The sequence below is a fragment of the Marinobacter sp. THAF197a genome (genome assembly GCF_009363275.1).
Classification (GTDB): domain Bacteria; phylum Pseudomonadota; class Gammaproteobacteria; order Pseudomonadales; family Oleiphilaceae; genus Marinobacter.
Genome location: NZ_CP045324.1, coordinates 3,882,626 through 3,900,515, shown reverse-complemented (window position 1 = coordinate 3,900,515; position 17,890 = coordinate 3,882,626). Strand labels below are relative to the sequence as shown.

Here is a 17,890-nt window from a genome sequence, read left to right as displayed (position 1 = left end):
TCTCAACGGAAAAGCAGTATGGCAGTGGTAAGAAAAATCCTGGCGTGGATCAGCGTGCCAGTCTTGTGCCTTCTGGCATTGGTGTTATACCTGGCCCGGCCGTTCAACCCGGATAACAACCGTCTGCTGGGCTGGATTGTCGCCCGGGTAGGGCGTTGTTTGCTGGGCATGAAGCGCCCCCTGTACGGGGCTGAGAACATGCCGCAGGACAGGCCAACGGTGATCATTGCTAACCACCAACAGAACGACGACCTGTTCCTGATGGGTGACTTGCTACCGCCGCGCACGGTGGCGGTAGGTAAGTCCTCATTGGTCTGGGTGCCGTTCTTTGGCCAGGTATTCTGGCTGGGTGGCAACATCATTCTGAACCGCGGTCGGTCCCGAAAAGCGGTGGCGGTGATGGAGGCCACCAGTGAGGCGATCAACCAGCAGCGTAAAAGTATCTGGGTATTCCCGGAAGGCACCCGTAGCCGTGGCCGTGGCCTGGGAAGCTTCAAGAAAGGTGCGTTTCACACTGCCATTGCCGCCGGTGCCCCCATTACCATGGTGTGTGCCGGTGAGTATCACGGCAAAACACGAGGCTGGTCTGGTCGCAGGGAGCCCGTCCCGATGCGGATTCTTCCTCCTGTCGAAACCCAGGGGCTGACCTCTGCCGATGTACCCGAGCTGATCGCCCGGTGCCACCAACAGATGTCGGAGGCCATCGCAGGGCTGGCACGAACTCCCGGAACTGCTTGAATGGCCGTGAAAAACAGGGCAGTCTTCTGAACAGGATTACATTCTGAACTGGTAAACCTTGGGAGAACGCGGAGATGAGCCTGATCTGGTTTCTGATCATCGGTGGTCTTGCCGGCTGGCTAGCCGGCCTGATTATGAAAGGCAAGGGCTTTGGTGTACTGGCCAATATCGGTATCGGTATTGTCGGTTCGGTGATTGGCGGCGTGCTGTTTGGCGTGCTGGGGCTGGCGGTAAAGAGCATGGTCGGTGAGCTGGTCACAGCGACGGTCGGTGCGGTACTGCTGTTGGCGGTGGTTAACAAGATCAAGCAGGGCTGACATGATTGTACCCGTAACCGCTGTGTTCGCGGCCGTCCTCGGTTTGTTGTTGCTGGTGTTGTCCGGCCAGGTGGTGAAATACCGGCTGAAGTACCGGAAAGGTCTGGGCGTGAACGATGATGTGGAGTTTGAGGCAGCGGTGCGCGCCCACGCTAACCTGGTCGAATATGCTCCCATTGGCCTGATCATGCTGGCGATTGCCGAGCTGAACGGTGTTGCTTCGGGTTTGATCTACTGGACCGGCATGGCGCTGGTCGTGGGCCGCATTCTCCATGCCTGGGGCATGATCAACGGCAAGGGTGGCCCCCACAAGGCCCGGATGGCGGGTATCCTGCTGACCTGGCTGGCGATTCTGGTGGCGGCGCTGCTGCTGTTATGGAACGTATGGCAGGTGTACGGCTGATCAAGCCTGATGCTGTCACGAAAACGGGGCCTGTTGGCCCCGTTTGTTTTTCGGTACCGGGTACTCAGAGAGCCCGGGCAATATCCAGAGTCAGGTATTCCAGTTCCACCCGGCGGTTGGCCGCGTGGTCTTCCGGCCGGGCCAGGGGGCGATCTGACCCCCAGGTGGCCAGCACAATGGCGGACTGGTGAACACCTTCGCGCATGAGCAGGCGTGCAACGGAGTTGGCCCTCAGGCGAGCCAGGAACCGGTTATATTCTTCCGAGCCAAAGCGGTCGGCGTGGCCATGGATTCTTACCCGCACGCCCGGGTGGTTCTTCAGGTAGGTTGCATGTTGCTTCAGAACCTCGATGTCACCGGCATCCGGGGTGTGTTTGTTGAAGCCATAGTGAAAGCGGGTGCGGTGAGGACGGTTTCCGTCTTGCGAAGGCTGGCCTGCCATGCCACCGAAGGCCAGTGCGGCCTTCGCCAGCAGGTCAGGGTTGTCCAGAACTAGTACGGTCATGTGCAGTATCCTCGAGTCCAGAATCCGGTTTTTGTTGTTATCGCTTCCCCAATATTGTTGGTTGAAGCAATAACGGCAATTGGCGAATGGTCGATAGGCACCGGAAGTGAGTGGTTACCGATTGAATGGCATTTGTGTGACTGTGTGATGACACCCATGGTTGTGTGCTGCGCCACATTTCCCGTTGCAGACCTTTGATTTCTGCTCGCCAGGTGTCATTACACCGGGAAAAGAAGTCGCTGCTGTGGTAAAAAGCAGCTTTTCAGGGACAGATTGTGATGAATTGTGACCGCCCATGCTGATTATTCCTGCCGAGAACGCCGTTAACTGGAAACGCCCGCCCTGGGTAACCCTCAGCCTGATGATGGTTTGCCTGCTGGTCTTCCTGTTTTATCAGGGTGGTGACGACCGCAAGTTTGAAGCCGCCCTGGAACAGTATCTGGATGCCGACCTGCTGACGCTCGAAGCACCGGCCTATGAAGACTACCTGCAACGGGAAATCCGGTTTTCTGGTGATGCCCAGAGTGTGCTGGAGCTTCAGGAATTCCAGCAACTGCAGGAGGACAACGAGACCTTCTGGCTGGCAGCCACCCTGTTGGTGGACCGGGAGTTCTACCAGTATCTGCAAGAAAACCGGGACCTGATCTGGGCGCCGGCTGAGCGAAGTCACTGGCTGGAACAGCGGGTTGCCATCGACGAACAGTGGCTGTCTCGCATGAGTGCCTATCAGTTGGGGCTTATCCCGGCGGAATTGTCGCTTTACAGCCTGATTACCTACCAGTTTCTGCACGGTGGCTGGGGCCATATCATCGGTAACCTGCTGTTCCTGTTCCTGCTTGGCTTTACCGTCGAGAAAGCCCTGGGGCCGGGCCGTTACCTGATGGCCTACCTGGCCTGCGGTGCGTTATCTGGTCTGATGTACACCGGCTTCTCCATGGGCAGTCAGATTCCTCTGGTGGGCGCGTCTGGCTCCATTTCCGGGTTGATGGGGATGTATGTGGCCATATACGGCTTGCAGAGAATCCGGTTTTTCTACTTTCTGGTGGTCTATTTCAATTACTTCCGGGCCCCGGCCATCGCCCTGTTGCCGGTGTGGGTAGGCAAGGAAATCTACGATTACTGGTACGCCGGTTCTACCGGTATTGCCTATATGGCCCACGCTGGCGGGCTACTTGCCGGCGCTGGACTGGTCTGGCTGTTGGGTAAAAGCTGGCTGCAGGTAAAAGAAGAGTTTTTTGAACCCGAAGAAGATGAGCAGGACGCCCGCTTTACCTCGGCGTATGCCCAGGCCATGGCCAGCCTTGGGCGGATGGAGTTTGACCTGGCCCGGCGCCAGTTCGACGCGTTGCGGGAGCGCTACCCCGAGCGCACCATCGTGTTGGAACATCTGTACCAGCTGGCCAAACTGCGGCCAGACCTGCCAGCCTACCGGGACCTGTCCCGGGAACTGATGGCCGATGCCATGGCCCGACGGCAGCCAGAGCAAATGATCTCAGTATGGCAGGAATATCTGAGCAAGGGTGAGGCCCATCATCCGCTGGCGGTGGAAGACCATAACCGGGTAATGTTTGCCAGTCTCAAGCACCACGATTTGAAATCAGCGGAAAAGGCTTTTGAACGCATGCGCTCAACGGCGGATGTGGAAATGGTCAACGAGGCCTGCCGGTTGTTGCTGGCGGAGTTCGAGAAGCACCAGATGGAGCCAAAAGCCCGCCATTACCGCCAACTGCTCCAGAACACTCTCTGAAGCCTTAAATGCCGGCACAGCGCAGCTTGCCCTGTGCCGGCGCTTTCTGATTACTCCGGTATCTCAAAACTCGCTTTCGGGCCTTTCAGCGGTTGCTGATTGCGGGCCTGGTCCAGCCAGGTGTCGATCTGCCCATGCAAGGGGTGGGTGACACAGCGTTTCTTGATAAACGCGAGAAACGCACTGGCTTTCTCCCACTGTTGCAGGCCATTGGCCAGTGCCTGGGCGGCCAGTAAATAGGCCGGCGCCAGCTGGTCGCTGTCCGGGAACCGTTTGTGGAAATCCTGTAGTAATCGCAACGCCGGCTTGAAGTGGCCCCGGTGATACAGCGCGCTGGCACACTGCACGGCCAGCTCCGGGTCATCCAGCTGAAAGCCGGGCTCAGCCGCTTGCAGGGTCTGCATCAGCTGGTTCAGCCCGTCACCGTCATGCCGCTGGGCCAACCACGCCATCAGGCGCGGGTGATACCGGTACAGCTCGGTCGTTGCCTGCCGGGCGGTCAGAATCTGATAGAGCTGCCCGATGCGTTTCGGATTGTCCCGGTCTTTCTTGAGGGACTCGATCAGCATGCTCTGAACCCGGTCGTAGTTGCCGTCTTTCAGGTTCATGTCCAGGTCGGCATCAAAGCGGGTGCTCCGGTCCCGGTTCTGCTGGTCTGCATCGCTGTCTTCCCCCTGAACGTCCGAGGCAAAGCCCAGTTCTTCCTGATACTGGAACAGCAGGTAACCCAGCATATGGAACAGAATCAGGGTAAACGTACTGTTGAGGAAGCCCGCCAGGGGCTGTGCCACCCACATCGGGAAGTGATCAACGGCAAAATCCTGGGCCGCTCCGGAAGCCAGGGTGAGCAAAATCAGGTAGCCATACAGCAGGAAGTAGGGGGTACCGATGCGGGAAATCAGTACCGCCAGATTCATCGGGTTAACCGCCGCACCTACCGATCGCTCCATCGCCAGCACCATGATGCTGGCGGGCAGCGCCAGGATCACAAAGGCCAGGGCCAGCAGCATCAGAATCGGCCCGCCGACCATTGCCGCGGCAGCGACCAGGCCGCCCATCAGCACGAACACCAGAAACTGCAGGATGACGATGTCAAACCCGCTGCCCGTGAACGCAACCGACACCGGTGGCGGTTTCAGATGGCCTTCTGCGGTGTGGCTGATCACGGCATAGGTGTATTTGAACAGCGCCAGCGCCAGCACCAGCCAGATGATCAGGCCAACAATGTTTGCCGGTGCAACGATGGGCACCAGCGTACAGATGGCGATTACCATCAATGGATCGGTGTGGAACGGGTAGCGGAAGAAAGCGCCGATGCGGTGCCAGAAGGGCACCACCTCGGTTGCCGCCCCGAGATACCGCATGGCCTTGCTGCAGCGTGGGCACAGGGCGCGGCGCTGGCGGGTGTCTGCATCGGGCATGCAGCGGTTGCAATAGTGCATCTGGCACTCGCCACAGTGCCACTTGGCCGGGTCGCCCGGGTGGTAATGACAATCGTGTTTCACGGTAGATCCTGATCCGTCAGAAAACAGCGCCAATGATGACAGAACTGGCCTCGGGCCGCAGCTGATCTGTTCACACATCCCTACCGTGAACACGAGAAACATCCGTTAAGTGAAAGTACGAACCAGCTGTGTTGTCTGTGATCTGCAACAATTCAGGTTCGTAATTACCAGATCCAATGCATCCTGATAGTGCAACCCACCAGACAATTCCCGCGCGATAAACCCAAGAGAGTAATTCCAATGACAACCGTTGTTAGCGTCAGCGATCTAACCCGAGAGCAAACTCTGGTCACCGACCGGCAAATGCTGCTCATATTGCTGGCCCACGTGCCTGTGGTCGGCTTGCTGGTGCCCGTTGGTTATGGCACTCACGCTTTCGCACTTGTGGCGTCAATGCTTGTGGGAGGCTTGGCAGCTGGAGGTTACTTCCTGTTGCGGGGAAGTCGCGCCAGTTCGAGCCTGTTTGCCGTCTGTTTGATGTTGTTCTCAGCCATCATGATTCAGGCCCAGATGGGGCGAATCGAAATGCATTTTCACATTTTTTCGGCGCTTGCCCTGACGATTATCTACCGGGACTGGCTGCCTGTGGTGGTTGCAGCGGTCACGATCGCCTTACATCACCTGTTGTTCACGGCACTTCAACATGCCGGCACGCAGATAGGCTCGATGCCGCTGATGATATACGACCACGGGCATGGCTGGGACACCGCCATGGTCCATGCCGCCTTTGTGGTTTTCGAGGCCGGTATCCTTGTGTTCTTTGCCGTACAAATGAAGCAGGAGCGTAACCAGGCGTTCCGTATGATGTCGATTGTTCAGGCGTTTGACCGGGAACATGATCTGTCCGGCCGTTTGCCCGTTGGGGACCACAGTGTCAGCGCAGAATCCTTCAACGACATGATGGAGAAGTTCTGCGAGTTGATCCGGCAGATGCGCGGTTTCTCTGATGAGCTTCAGAGCAACACAGTGCAACTGGTGCAAGCCAGTAAAAGCACCCGTCAGTACGTTGAGGAGCAACAGCAGCAGGCTGATCAGGTGGCCACAGCGACCAATCAGATGTCTGCCAGTGTGCAGGAGGTGGCCCATAATGCTCAGTTGGCTTCTGAAGCCGCTACCGATGCGGCAGGTTCTGCTTCGGCTGGCAGTCAGGCCATGGCCAGCGCACGCGCCATGACAGACGCTACCAACAAAGCTCTGGCGGACAGTGCGAGCATGGTGGCTCAGTTGACCGACAAGGTGGAATCCATTGCCCGGGTAACGGGCTCGATACACGACATTTCTGACCAGACCAACCTGCTGGCACTGAACGCGGCCATTGAGGCAGCAAGAGCAGGCGAGCATGGCCGGGGCTTCGCCGTGGTCGCTGACGAGGTGCGGTCCCTGTCGCGCCGTACCCAGGAATTCACCGATGAAATCCGTACCACGGTAGATGAACTGAAAGACCTGTCGGAAGCGACAACGGCTGCCATGCAAATGGGGCAAACCCGGTCAACCGAATCGAACCGGGCTATTCAGGAAGCTGCCGAAGCCATCAGCCGCATTGAGCAAGCGATAGACGCCGTCAGCAGCATGAACAACCAGATCGCCGCCGCCTGCGAACAGCAGGCGGCGACCTCGTTGCAAATTAACGAAAACATTCACACTGTTGCCAGTCGCACCACCGACGTGGCAAAAGAGGCTGAGCGGGTACAGGGCCTGGCGAGCGAGATTGATTCCAGCGTGGCAAGTGTAGACGGATTGATAGCGCGGTACCGGCTGCCCTGACCAGAGCCCAAAGCGGCACCGGCTTAAAGTGTTGGGTTAGTCTGCACGGTCCTCTTGCCATCTGTTGCGGACCTCCAGTATCGCCGGCAGGCAGCGAAAAAAGGCTTCAACTAGTTGTGGGTCAAAATGCTGGCCGCTTTGCTCGCGAATCAGATTGGTCGCCTGGTCAATGGGCCAGGCTTTTTTATAGGGGCGCTCGCTGGTCAGCGCATCGAATACATCGGCGAGTGCGACAATTCTTGCAGAGACAGGAATGGCGTTTCCTTTCAGACCTCTTGGGTAGCCGCTTCCGTCCCACTTCTCATGGTGGTTAAGGGCAACTTCCCGCGCCATGTTAAGCAGGTCTGAGCCATCCTCACCAATGATTTCTGCGCCGATCTCGGCATGGCGTTGCATCACGGCCCATTCATCCGGGTCGAGTTTTCCGGGTTTTTGCAGAATGGCGTCGGGGATGCCGATCTTACCGACGTCGTGCATGGGCGCTGCGTTGAGTAGGGTGTCGGACCAGGCCTCACTCATTCCGGTTTCCAGGGCAATCAGCCGGGAAAAGTGGCTCATGCGGATAACGTGCAGGCCGGTTTCGTTGTCCTTGTATTCGGCAGCGCGCCCCAGCATCTGAACCACCGCGAGCCGGGTTTCCACCAGCTCGTCCATGCGTACCAGAGACAGGTGGGTTTTAACCCTGGCCAGGACTATTGATGCGCTCACCGGTTTGGTGATGTAGTCCACCGCGCCCAGCTCAAATCCTTTTGCCTCGTCGTCTGTATCGGCCAGTGCAGTGACGAAAATCACGGGGATGTTTCGAGTCTCCGGGTTTGCTTTCAGTCGCTGACAAACCTGATGGCCAGTCATTCCGGGCATCATCACATCCAGCAGGATCAGGTCTGGTTTCTCTGCCGAAGCCAGCTCCAGCGCTCGCTCGCCGTCTTTTGCGAACAGCGTCCGGTAATTGTCAGAAAGAATATTTCGAATGACCTGGAGGTTGGCCGGTTCGTCATCCACCACCAACAGGGTGCGGGTGTCTTTGATCATGAATGCTCCTCGAGGGCATCTCGATACTGCTGTAACAGGTCTGCGGCTTTCTCTGGCTCAAACTCCGCCATGGCATCGGCAACATCGCTGGCAAGCGGCTCTGGTAGTCCGGGTTTCAAGTGTGCGAACAGACGGTCGGGCAGCTCGCCGTGCTGCAAGCGATCAATGACTTCGTTCAGAGCGGCGCTGCTTGGCTGTTCTGCCGATATGTTTTCGAGTTTTGTGTCGGGCTGGCCCATGGCCGGGTGGGTTTCGAGCCAGGCCCGGATATCTGAGTAGCGATGGTCCAGAGATTGCCACAGGTGATCAGCAACCGGCTGGTTGTGGGACAAGGCAGACTCAAGGGATTCGAGGGTGTTAACCAGAGCTTTGAGCCCCAGATTGCCTGCAACACCACGCAGGCGATGGGTCAGGCTAGCGGCATCCGTCCCATGGGTTTGTTGGCGAAGCGTATCGGGCTGGTTATCCTCTGAGTTCAGAAAACGGGCGACTGCCTGCTGGTGGGCGATTGCATCGGGCCAGAGCTGGGAGACCACGTTATCATCAACCACGGTCAGTTCGTGGATCGCTTGCCGGTCAACAGCGGGGCCGGCCTTAATACCCAATACTCGCGCAATTTCCCGGGTCAGTTCCGATATATCAATGGGCTTGATGGCAAAGCCGTCCATGCCGGATTCGAGAGCCTGCCTGCGGTCGTCCTCCAGAACGCTGGCAGTCAATGCTATCACCGGGGTGTAATGGCGGTTCTCGGCCGCCTCACGCTGCCGGATTGCTCGGGTGGCCTCGTGCCCGTTCATCTCCGGCATCTGGACATCCATCAGGATCAGATCAAAGGCCTGGCGGTAGGATCGCTCAAGGGCTTCGCGACCATCACTGGCCGTGGTAACCATGTGTTTGCGTTGCGCCAGTAGGGTTGAAAGCAGCTCCAGGTTCTGGGGTACATCGTCGGCCACCAGAATACGAAGCGGTGGCAGGCTGGTTTCATGATCAGAATGGTGTTCCTCCGCCACCGGTTGCCCCGGTTGCAGTGGCAGGCTCACCCGAAAGGTCGAGCCCTGGCCGAGCGCGCTGGTCACCGCGATCTGGCCACCCATCAGCTCTGCCAGTTGCCGGGCAATGGTGGTGCCAAGGCCGGTACCTCCAAATCGCCGGGTCATGCTGGCGTCGGCCTGGGTAAAAGGCTCGAATATCGTATCGATTCTGTCGGCAGCAATACCGATGCCGGTATCTTCGATCAGGATGGCCACTTCTTCGGGCTCCAGTTGCTGAACCGTCAGGGTAACGCCGCCGGTTTGGGTGAATTTGACGGCATTACTGAGCAGGTTAAGCAGTACCTGCTGGATTCTGAGCGGGTCGCCCTTGAAGTGTTCCTGTGCCTGGTAATCCAGCTTCAGGAATAGCCCTTTGCGCCTGGCATTCAGCGACTGGGTTGCGATGATTTGTTCGCACAGCGCCCGCAGGCTGAAATCCCGGTGCTCCAGTTCGGTGTGGCCGCCGTCCAGTTTGGCAGTATCCAGAATATCATTGAGCAGGTTGAGCAGTGACCGGGCTGAAGTTTTTACCACGCCCAGATGCCTGGCCTGGGACTCATTCAGCGGGGTATCCAGCACCAGATCGGTGAACCCGATGATGGCGTTCATCGGGGTGCGAATCTCGTGGCTCATGTTTGCCAGGAAGGCGCTTTTGGCGGCGGCGGCCTGCTCTGCCTCTTCCTTGGCCCGCCGAAGGTCCGTCTCCATCCGGTGCCGTTCGGTAATGTCACTTATAAAGCCAACGAAGGTGCTGATGCCGCCAAGCCTGGCTTCGCCAATGGCCAGACGCACGGGTATCTGGTGACCATCCTTGTGGAGCGCCCAGACTTCCCGGCCAGAGCCGATGATTTTACGTTCGCCGGTGTGCAGATAGTTTTTGAGGTAGCTGTCGTGGGCATCCTGATGGGGGTTGGGCATCAGCATACGCACATTCTTGCCGACCACTTCGCTTGCACGGTAACCGAAAATCCGCTCAGCGGATTCGTTGAACGATAAAACGATGCCTCGGTCGGAGATTTTGACAATGCCGTCGACGGCCGCATCGACGATGGCTTGTAGTTCACTCGCGGTTTCGAGACTACGCCTCATCAGTGCCCGGTAGCGGACTATGGCATTTATACCGGCAGCCATCAGGCTGAGCCCAACAGTAATGAACGCAATGGCAAGAGCGAGAGCGGTATGCTGGTTGCTGCCGGGAAGAAAATCCGGGTCGGGCTGTCCGATAAATCGGGCAGCCTCCATGGCCGTGTAATGCATGCCGGCGATGGCCAGTCCCATGACGGTGCCTGCCAGCAGTCGGCGACTGAAACCGCGCATCCGGGTTCTTTGGCGTAAACCGAAACTGATCCATAACGCGAGCGTACCCAGCAGCACCGCAACGACAATGGACAGAGCGAACAAGAGCGGGTCATAGCGCAGGGCAGGACCGATTTCCATCGCGGCCATACCCAGATAATGCATGGCACCGATGCCGGCACCTACCACCACGCCGCCGCTGAGCAATCTTGGGGCGGTGATCTCCTGCTTCGATAACAGACTGAGCGCAACCCATGAGGCAAGCAGACTGGGAGCGGAGGACAACGCAGTGATCCACGGGTGATAGTGCACATGGGTCGGCACTTCAAACGCCAGCATGCCAATAAAGTGCATTGACCAGATGCCAAAGCCGAGTGAAGCCGAACCGCTGAAAAGATGCATGCGATGAACGAACACGGTGCTGCTTCGCCTTGCCGCTGCCGCCAGAGTCAGCGCCATGTAGGATGCCCCAACGGCAATCAACAGCGATAGAACAACCAGTCTGGCATCGTATTGGCCGGTGACCAGTTTCTCTGTGGTCGGGTTCAGAACGAAAAAATGATCAAGCGCCAGCAAAAGGATTACCTGTCGGAAATTTGAAAGAGTACGTTAACAGTACGTATCCGGGGCATGTACGGTCTTTTTGTGTCGTTTTTTGTACAGTTTTTGGACGGCGTGCTTCTCACTTCTTCAACGCCTTTCAGGGCTATTCACCGGGGGAATAGCGAACATTCATCGGTGTTGAGTTGAACTATGTTCATTCGATGCAATAGTTAGTGTAGATCAAACCAAGAGGAGGCCCCGCATGTCGAATACCTCACTGAGCAAAGACAGCCTGAATACCCTCTCCACCCTGAACGCGGGTGGCAAAACCTATCACTACTACAGTCTGCCCAAGGCGGCCGACACCCTGGGCGACCTGAACCGCCTGCCGTTCTCCCTGAAGGTCCTGTTGGAGAACCTGCTGCGCAACGAAGATGACACCACGGTCGACCGCTCCCATATCGATGCCATGGTGCAGTGGCTGAAAGACCGAAGCTCCGACACTGAGATTCAGTTTCGCCCGGCCCGGGTATTGATGCAGGATTTCACCGGCGTACCCGGTGTTGTGGACCTGGCGGCCATGCGCGAGGCGGTAAAACAGGCCGGCAAAGACCCGGCCCTGATTAACCCGTTATCCCCGGTAGACCTGGTAATTGACCATTCGGTAATGGTCGACAAGTATGGCAATCCGTCTGCCTTCAAAGACAACGTGGCCATCGAGATGGAGCGCAACCAGGAGCGCTACGAATTCCTGCGCTGGGGCCAGCAGGCCTTTGATAACTTCAGGGTGGTGCCGCCGGGCACCGGCATTTGTCATCAGGTGAACCTGGAGTATTTGGGTAAGACCGTCTGGCAGAAAGAGATCGACGGCAAGAACGTGGCCTATCCAGACACTCTGGTGGGCACCGATTCCCACACTACCATGATCAACGGCCTGGGCATTCTCGGCTGGGGTGTCGGTGGCATTGAGGCCGAAGCCGCGATGCTGGGCCAACCGGTTTCCATGCTCATACCCGAGGTGATTGGCTTCAAGATCACCGGCAAGCTGCGGGAAGGCATCACCGCCACCGACCTGGTGCTGACGGTCACTGAAATGCTGCGCAAGAAGGGCGTGGTGGGCAAATTCGTTGAATTCTACGGCGACGGTCTGAAGGACATGCCGGTGGCCGATCGGGCCACCATCGCCAATATGGCGCCCGAGTACGGCGCTACCTGCGGTTTCTTCCCGGTTGATGAGCAGACCATCAATTACATGCGTCTGACCGGCCGGGATGAGGAGCAGCTTGCGCTGGTGGAAGCATACGCAAGGGCCCAGGGGCTTTGGCGGGAGCCAGGCCATGAACCGGTCTATACCGATAACCTGGAATTGGACATGGGCGATGTCGAAGCCAGCCTGGCCGGCCCGAAGCGGCCCCAGGATCGCGTGGCTCTGAAGAATATGAAGTCGTCCTTTGAACTGCTGATGGAAACCTCGGAAGGCCCGGGAGAAAACCGCAAAGCCAACCTGGAATCCGAGGGTGGCGGCACTGCCGTGGGCGCCCAGGATGCCTATTTTGAGCACCCGTCGAGCCAGCCGTTGCATATGAATGGCGAGCAGGCCCGGCTCGACCCCGGGGCGGTGGTGATTGCCGCCATTACCTCCTGCACCAACACCTCGAACCCAAGTGTGATGATGGCCGCAGGCCTGATTGCCCAGAAGGCCGTGGAAAAGGGTCTGAACACCAAACCCTGGGTGAAGACCTCGCTGGCGCCGGGTTCCAAAGTGGTCACCGATTACCTGCGCGTCGGTGGCTTCCAGGACGACCTGGACAAATTGGGGTTCAACCTGGTGGGTTACGGCTGTACCACCTGTATCGGTAACTCCGGCCCGCTTCCGGAGGAGGTAGAAAAAGCCATTGCCGACGGCGACCTGACCGTTGCCTCGGTGCTCTCGGGCAACCGGAATTTCGAAGGCCGGGTGCATCCGCTGGTGAAAACCAACTGGCTGGCGTCCCCGCCTTTGGTGGTGGCCTATGCCCTGGCGGGCAATGTGCGTCTCGATCTCGAGAAAGAGCCGCTCGGAAATGACAAGGCTGGCAATCCTGTCTACCTGAAAGACCTCTGGCCCAGCCAGCAGGAGATTGCCGAGGCTGTGGAGAAGGTGAAAACCGACATGTTCCGCAAGGAGTATGCGGAAGTGTTCGATGGTGACGCCACCTGGAAGTCCATCAAGGTGCCCGAGAGCAAGGTGTACGAGTGGAGCGACAACTCCACCTATATCCAGCATCCGCCGTTTTTCGAAGGCATGGGTGAGCAGCCCGAGGCCATCGAGAACATTAAGGATGCCAACATCCTGGCTCTTTTGGGTGATTCGGTCACCACCGACCATATCTCCCCGGCCGGTTCCTTCAAGGCCGACACTCCTGCTGGCAAATACCTGCAGGCACACGGTGTGGAGCCGAAAGACTTCAACTCCTATGGCTCCCGCCGGGGTAACCACGAAGTGATGATGCGCGGCACCTTCGCGAATGTGCGCATCCGAAACGAGATGCTCGATGGTGTGGAAGGCGGTTTCACCAAGTTTGTGCCCACCGGCGAGCAGATGGCCATCTACGATGCCGCCATGAAGTACCAGGAGCAGGGCACGCCGTTGGTGGTGATTGCTGGCAAAGAGTATGGCACGGGCTCAAGCCGCGATTGGGCGGCCAAGGGTACCCGGCTGCTGGGCGTCAGAGCCGTGGTGGCGGAATCCTACGAACGTATCCATCGCTCCAACCTGATCGGTATGGGCGTGATGCCGCTGCAGTTTCCGGAGGGGACGGATCGCAAGAGCCTGAAACTTACCGGTGAGGAAACCATCAGTATCGAAGGCCTGTCTGGAGACATCAAGCCGGGGCAGACCCTGACCATGACGGTGACCTACAAGGATGGCTCCACCAAGAGCTGTGAGCTGAAATCACGGATTGATACTGCTAACGAGGCGGTGTATTTCCAGCATGGTGGGATTCTGCACTATGTGGTTCGGGAGATGCTGAAGAACGCCTGATCACGGAGGGAAACCGGTTCTTAGCATCCGGTTTCCCTTGCTCTCGAATCTGTTTGGCGGCCTGATCATGACGGTTCTCAGGGTTCGGGAGGCTCCAACGGTATTTCCAGCCAGAAAGTTGCCCCTTCGCCCTCTGTGGACTCGAAATCCACACTGCCACCCATCTGAATCATGATCTCTCGAGTGATGGCCAGCCCCAGGCCTGTGCCTTGCCTACCCCTCGTACTGGAGCTGTCGGCCTGGGCGAATTTCTGGAAAATGCGAGAGCGAAAGCTGTCGGGGATGCCGGTGCCCTGGTCTGTAACAAGGATTCTGAGGTGATCAGGGAGCAGTCTGGTAGAAACCGCTATGCTGGCACCCTCCGCTGAAAACTTTGCGGCGTTAGAGAGCAGATTATTCAGCGCCTGGCTGAGTCGTTGTGGATCGAACCAGGCCGTTATATCCGGGTGATCCTGCTGGTAGACAACCTGTATCTGCCGGCTTTCCAGGTAAGGCGCCATGCGTTCGATCGATTCCTCAATAACCGGGGTGACGGGTTGTCTGGCGGGGTGCATGGCCATGCGGCCGGATACCAGTTTTTCAATGTCGAGCAAGTCATTGATCAGATGTTTGAGTTGCTCGGCATTTCTGAGAGCAATGGATACCATCTGTTCGGCCTTTTCAGGTAAGGGGCCCAGGGAACTGCTGTTTAAAAGACCCAGTGAGCCTGCGATTGATGTCAGGGGGGTGCGAAGCTCATGGCTGACGGTGGAAATAAACTGGCTTTTCATCTCCTCGATCTTGTGGCGCTCATCGATGTCGACGATGTATCCGTGCCATAGCACGCTGTCATCAGGCAGTCGTTCGGGCCGAGCTTTTCCCTCAACCCAGTGCCAGCTATCGTCCTTCCAGCGAATACGGTATTTCTGTATCCATGGGGTCAAATTCTCCGCCGATGACTGTATCGAATCGGCGACAATGGGCAGGTCATCCGGGTGAATACGCTCAAAAACCGGCGAAGCATCCCTGGCCGCCTGCTCTGCGGTGACCCGGTAAATGGCTTGAATCCCGCCACTGGTGTAGGGAAAGGTGCTATGGCCGTCGGGCCACAGGCGGTATTGATAGAGCATGCCCGGCGCGTTGGCGACCAGTTTGTCGAGTACTTCCGTGTGTTTTTGCTGCTGAATGATGTCGGCGATCCAGCGGCCAAGAAGGTTGACGAATGTCTTTTCCGTTTCCGTAAATACTGGGCGACGGGGGATGGGCGAGGAGAAGTTCAGCGTACCGAACAGCTCATCATCGATCCACACCGGCGCTGCCAGATAACTCTCCAGTCGGAATTGCCGATAACACGGGTGTTCGCTGAAGCGTGACCGCGCCATGTGGTTGATGGCAAGGACGCTACCCTGGGCCGCCAGGAGTGAGCAGTAGGTCTGCTCAAGCGGGAATGTGGTGCCGTTCTCCAGAGACGTCGGATGCCGCTCGTGGTGCCAAAGGATCGTGTAAACGCCGCCGGTGATATTGCTGACAATGGCGGTTTCCAACTTGAGATACTGAGTCGCAATGGCCAAAGCGCGCTCGATTCTCTCAGACACGCTGCCGCTGGAATCCAGAGAAATGTCATTCAGGATATTCAGCGCCTGCGTTCTCCCCGAATAGTAGGTCCCGAGCTCCTGATATTGAAACTCCCGCTCGACCAGGTCTGCAAAATCGCGGAGCGTTTTTTGATCGTCGCTGGAAAAGGTTCTCGGCTTCTTGTCGATCAGGCACAAGGTACCCAAGCGAAAGCCATTCCGGTCCTCCAGTGGTGCACCCGCATAGAAGCGGATGTCGGGTTCGCCGGTGACCAGGGGATTGTCTGCAAATCGTTCGTCTTGCAACGCATTTTCAACCACAAAGGTATCAGCGCCAAGAATGGCATGGCCACAGAAGGAAATGTCGCGGGCGGTTTCCCGTACACCCAGGCCGTAGCAGGATTTGAACCATTGGCGATCCTTGTCTATCAGCGATACCAGGCAAATGGGCACGTCAAAGGTTCTGGCGGCGAGCCTGGTAATTCGATCAAATCGCTCTTCCGGCGGTGTGTCCAGAAGCTGAGCTGCCTCGAGGGCAGACAGCCGCAAAGTTTCGTTTTTGGGGTGGTCAGGCGTTCTCATAGATGGCCCTCGCCCTGGCGTTCTTTCGCACACAGTTCCAACCAGAAGTGGGCGCCGTTTGAGTAATCGTAGCCGACCTTTCCGGACATCAGGCCGGCAAGTTCCCGGCATATCGCAAGCCCTAACCCGGTTCCCGCTTTGGCCCGATTGGAACCAGCCTCTGCCTGGGCAAAGCGTTGGAACAAGTGGGGTAAAAAGTGCTCGGGTACGCCCTGGCCTTGATCTGAAACCATGATGCGAACAATCCCGGGGGCTGTCGAGCTTGCGCTGACGGCTACAACACCATCGCTGGGGGAGTGTTTGATCGCATTACTGATGAAGTTATCCAGTATTTGACGAAGCCGGTCAGGATCTGCAAAAACGCTGAGCATGCTATCGGTTTTGGCAACAAGTTTGACGGAGTAGTGCCCGGCCATCGGCCGGTTCCCGGCGCAGGCGGCCTCTATAGCTTCACTCAGATCAATGTCACGCATCTGGACGTTGAGCTTTCCCGCTACTGCCTTCTCAAAGTCCAGAAGGTCGGTAATCAGTGCCTGAAGCTGCTGGCCGTTGCGTAAGGCCAGCTCAACCATAGCTGATGCTTTCGGCGGCAACTCGCCGGCGGAGCCTGATTGCAGCAATCTGAGAGATCCGTTGATAGAGGTCAGCGGCGTGCGCAGTTCATGACTGACGTTTGACACAAACTGGTTTTTCAAAACATCCAGCGCTTCTCGTTCCGCCATCAGGGTATTGAACGCTTTGGCCAGATTTCGGGTTTCGGCGGGCCCTTCGGTGGTTAACCGCTGAGCAGAAGAGCTGTCTGCCGCCATTCTCGTGATCTTTTGAGACATCCCGCCCAGTTGTCGCGTAGCAGCCCTGGACACAAAGTAAGTCATGACCAATAGCGGGAGCATTGCCAGCACGCTGATCCAGAGAAAACTGCGAAACGAAGCTCTAGCGGGCTGAATGGCGCGCTCATAAGGCGCTGCACTCAAAAATAGCCAGCCGAGTCGCTCCAGATGTCGGGTACTGTATACCCAGCGTTGCCCGGAGAGATCTGTGACCACGCCGAAGGGGACGCCGGATAGGGCCGCGTCGATCAGAGGGTCTTCGCCCGGGTGGGGAAGCTCGGGTGCCGGTTGGTCCTTCTGAAGGGCGTCCACCTGAATAAAGTTTCCGGAGTCCAACACCTTGAGAATGGTGCCTTCATCAGTCTTGATCTCTTCAGGAAGAATGCCTGCCTCTGCCAGGTTGATGGTGCCCCCGGCTAGTCCCAGTAAGTCGCCATGATCACTTTCAACCGGCGCGAGAAACGATAACAGTGGCAAACCGGTTGTCCGTCCTATAATTGGCCGGCTGACAATAGCCGTGCGGGATTGCATGGCTCGTTTAAAGTGAGGTCGATCCGCATAGGAGGTGCCCAGCCGATCAGGCACAAAACGATTTTCAGCGATTGCGACGCTCTGGTTGTCGAAGACCAGCAGTCCGCCGCCAAACAACTTTTCCAGAGTGGGTTGGCGCCCGAGCAGCACTTCGAGCTCAGACAGCGGTAGAAGGTTGTCGCCGTCCGTCAGTACGCTGGCAAATGCCTCCAAGGCATTCAGACGAATACTCAGTTCCTCGTTTACCTTGCTGGCCACTGCGGCCGTTTGTAATGCCTGGCGCTCCGTGAGTACCTGCTCAAAATCGCGAACCAGCCTGTCGTAGGCAATGAATAGAATCAGAGCTACGCTGATAACAATGCTTGAGCTGGCAATCAGGACAATGCGGGCGTTGAGGCTTAAAGTTCGCAAGAAAGGCCCTTATGCGAATGGCTGTTGTAGATAAAACATGCTTTGATGAGAATAGTGCACTAGATGCTGAGAATAAA

The 17,890-nt window shown here is 57.5% G+C and carries 12 protein-coding genes; 6 read left to right on the top strand and 6 right to left on the bottom strand.

What is annotated here, in order from left to right; translation table 11 throughout:
- The first annotated feature begins 18 nt into the window (after positions 1 to 18).
- From FIV08_RS18035 to FIV08_RS18025, 3 genes are all read left to right on the top strand, one after another.
- Positions 19 to 738, top strand: a complete 720-nt coding sequence (locus tag FIV08_RS18035; RefSeq protein WP_152439340.1) for a lysophospholipid acyltransferase family protein — start codon at positions 19 to 21, stop codon at positions 736 to 738.
- Positions 739 to 812: 74 nt separating this feature from the next.
- The gene (locus FIV08_RS18030; protein ID WP_061330921.1) at positions 813 to 1,055 is read left to right on the top strand and encodes a GlsB/YeaQ/YmgE family stress response membrane protein; all 243 of its coding nucleotides are present in this window, start codon (positions 813 to 815) and stop codon (positions 1,053 to 1,055) included.
- Position 1,056: 1 nt separating this feature from the next.
- Entirely contained in the window at positions 1,057 to 1,458 is a 402-nt protein-coding gene (locus FIV08_RS18025; RefSeq protein WP_058091608.1) for an MAPEG family protein, read from the top strand.
- A 64-nt stretch (positions 1,459 to 1,522) separates the two neighbouring features.
- Here the strand turns inward: FIV08_RS18025 and FIV08_RS18020 are convergent, their stop codons facing one another.
- Positions 1,523 to 1,963: an OmpA family protein gene (locus FIV08_RS18020; RefSeq protein WP_058091607.1), complete on the bottom strand. Its 441-nt coding sequence runs from the start codon at positions 1,961 to 1,963 to the stop codon at positions 1,523 to 1,525.
- Positions 1,964 to 2,258: 295 nt separating this feature from the next.
- On the opposite strand from FIV08_RS18020, the gene FIV08_RS18015 reads away from it, so the two are divergent.
- Positions 2,259 to 3,710: a rhomboid family intramembrane serine protease gene (locus FIV08_RS18015; RefSeq protein WP_152439339.1), complete on the top strand. Its 1,452-nt coding sequence runs from the start codon at positions 2,259 to 2,261 to the stop codon at positions 3,708 to 3,710.
- A 50-nt stretch (positions 3,711 to 3,760) separates the two neighbouring features.
- On the opposite strand, the gene FIV08_RS18010 is transcribed toward FIV08_RS18015, so the two are convergent.
- A complete protein-coding gene (locus tag FIV08_RS18010) occupies positions 3,761 to 5,215 on the bottom strand; it encodes a hypothetical protein (protein ID WP_152439338.1) in 1,455 nt (484 codons plus the stop codon).
- Between the two features lie 240 nt (positions 5,216 to 5,455).
- Between FIV08_RS18010 and FIV08_RS18005 the strand changes: the two genes are divergently transcribed.
- Positions 5,456 to 6,979: a methyl-accepting chemotaxis protein gene (locus FIV08_RS18005; RefSeq protein WP_152439337.1), complete on the top strand. Its 1,524-nt coding sequence runs from the start codon at positions 5,456 to 5,458 to the stop codon at positions 6,977 to 6,979.
- Between the two features lie 36 nt (positions 6,980 to 7,015).
- Here the strand turns inward: FIV08_RS18005 and FIV08_RS18000 are convergent, their stop codons facing one another.
- The gene (locus FIV08_RS18000) at positions 7,016 to 8,011 is read right to left on the bottom strand and encodes a response regulator (RefSeq protein ID WP_152439336.1); all 996 of its coding nucleotides are present in this window, start codon (positions 8,009 to 8,011) and stop codon (positions 7,016 to 7,018) included.
- Positions 8,008 to 10,914: an MHYT domain-containing protein gene (locus tag FIV08_RS17995; RefSeq protein ID WP_152439335.1), complete on the bottom strand. Its 2,907-nt coding sequence runs from the start codon at positions 10,912 to 10,914 to the stop codon at positions 8,008 to 8,010. Before FIV08_RS17995 ends, FIV08_RS18000 begins: the two co-directional genes overlap by 4 nt.
- Positions 10,915 to 11,143: 229 nt before the next feature.
- Here FIV08_RS17995 and acnA point away from each other — a divergent pair, with 229 nt between their 5' ends.
- The gene (acnA, locus tag FIV08_RS17990) at positions 11,144 to 13,906 is read left to right on the top strand and encodes an aconitate hydratase AcnA (protein WP_152439334.1); all 2,763 of its coding nucleotides are present in this window, start codon (positions 11,144 to 11,146) and stop codon (positions 13,904 to 13,906) included.
- 77 nt (positions 13,907 to 13,983) lie between these two features.
- On the opposite strand, the gene FIV08_RS17985 is transcribed toward acnA, so the two are convergent.
- On the bottom strand, positions 13,984 to 16,041 hold the full coding sequence (locus tag FIV08_RS17985; RefSeq protein ID WP_152439333.1) for a GAF domain-containing protein: 2,058 nt from the start codon (positions 16,039 to 16,041) through the stop codon (positions 13,984 to 13,986).
- Positions 16,038 to 17,813, bottom strand: coding sequence for a sensor histidine kinase (locus FIV08_RS17980; RefSeq protein WP_152439332.1), 1,776 nt, complete (start codon positions 17,811 to 17,813; stop codon positions 16,038 to 16,040). Before FIV08_RS17980 ends, FIV08_RS17985 begins: the two co-directional genes overlap by 4 nt.
- Positions 17,814 to 17,890: the final 77 nt, after the last annotated feature.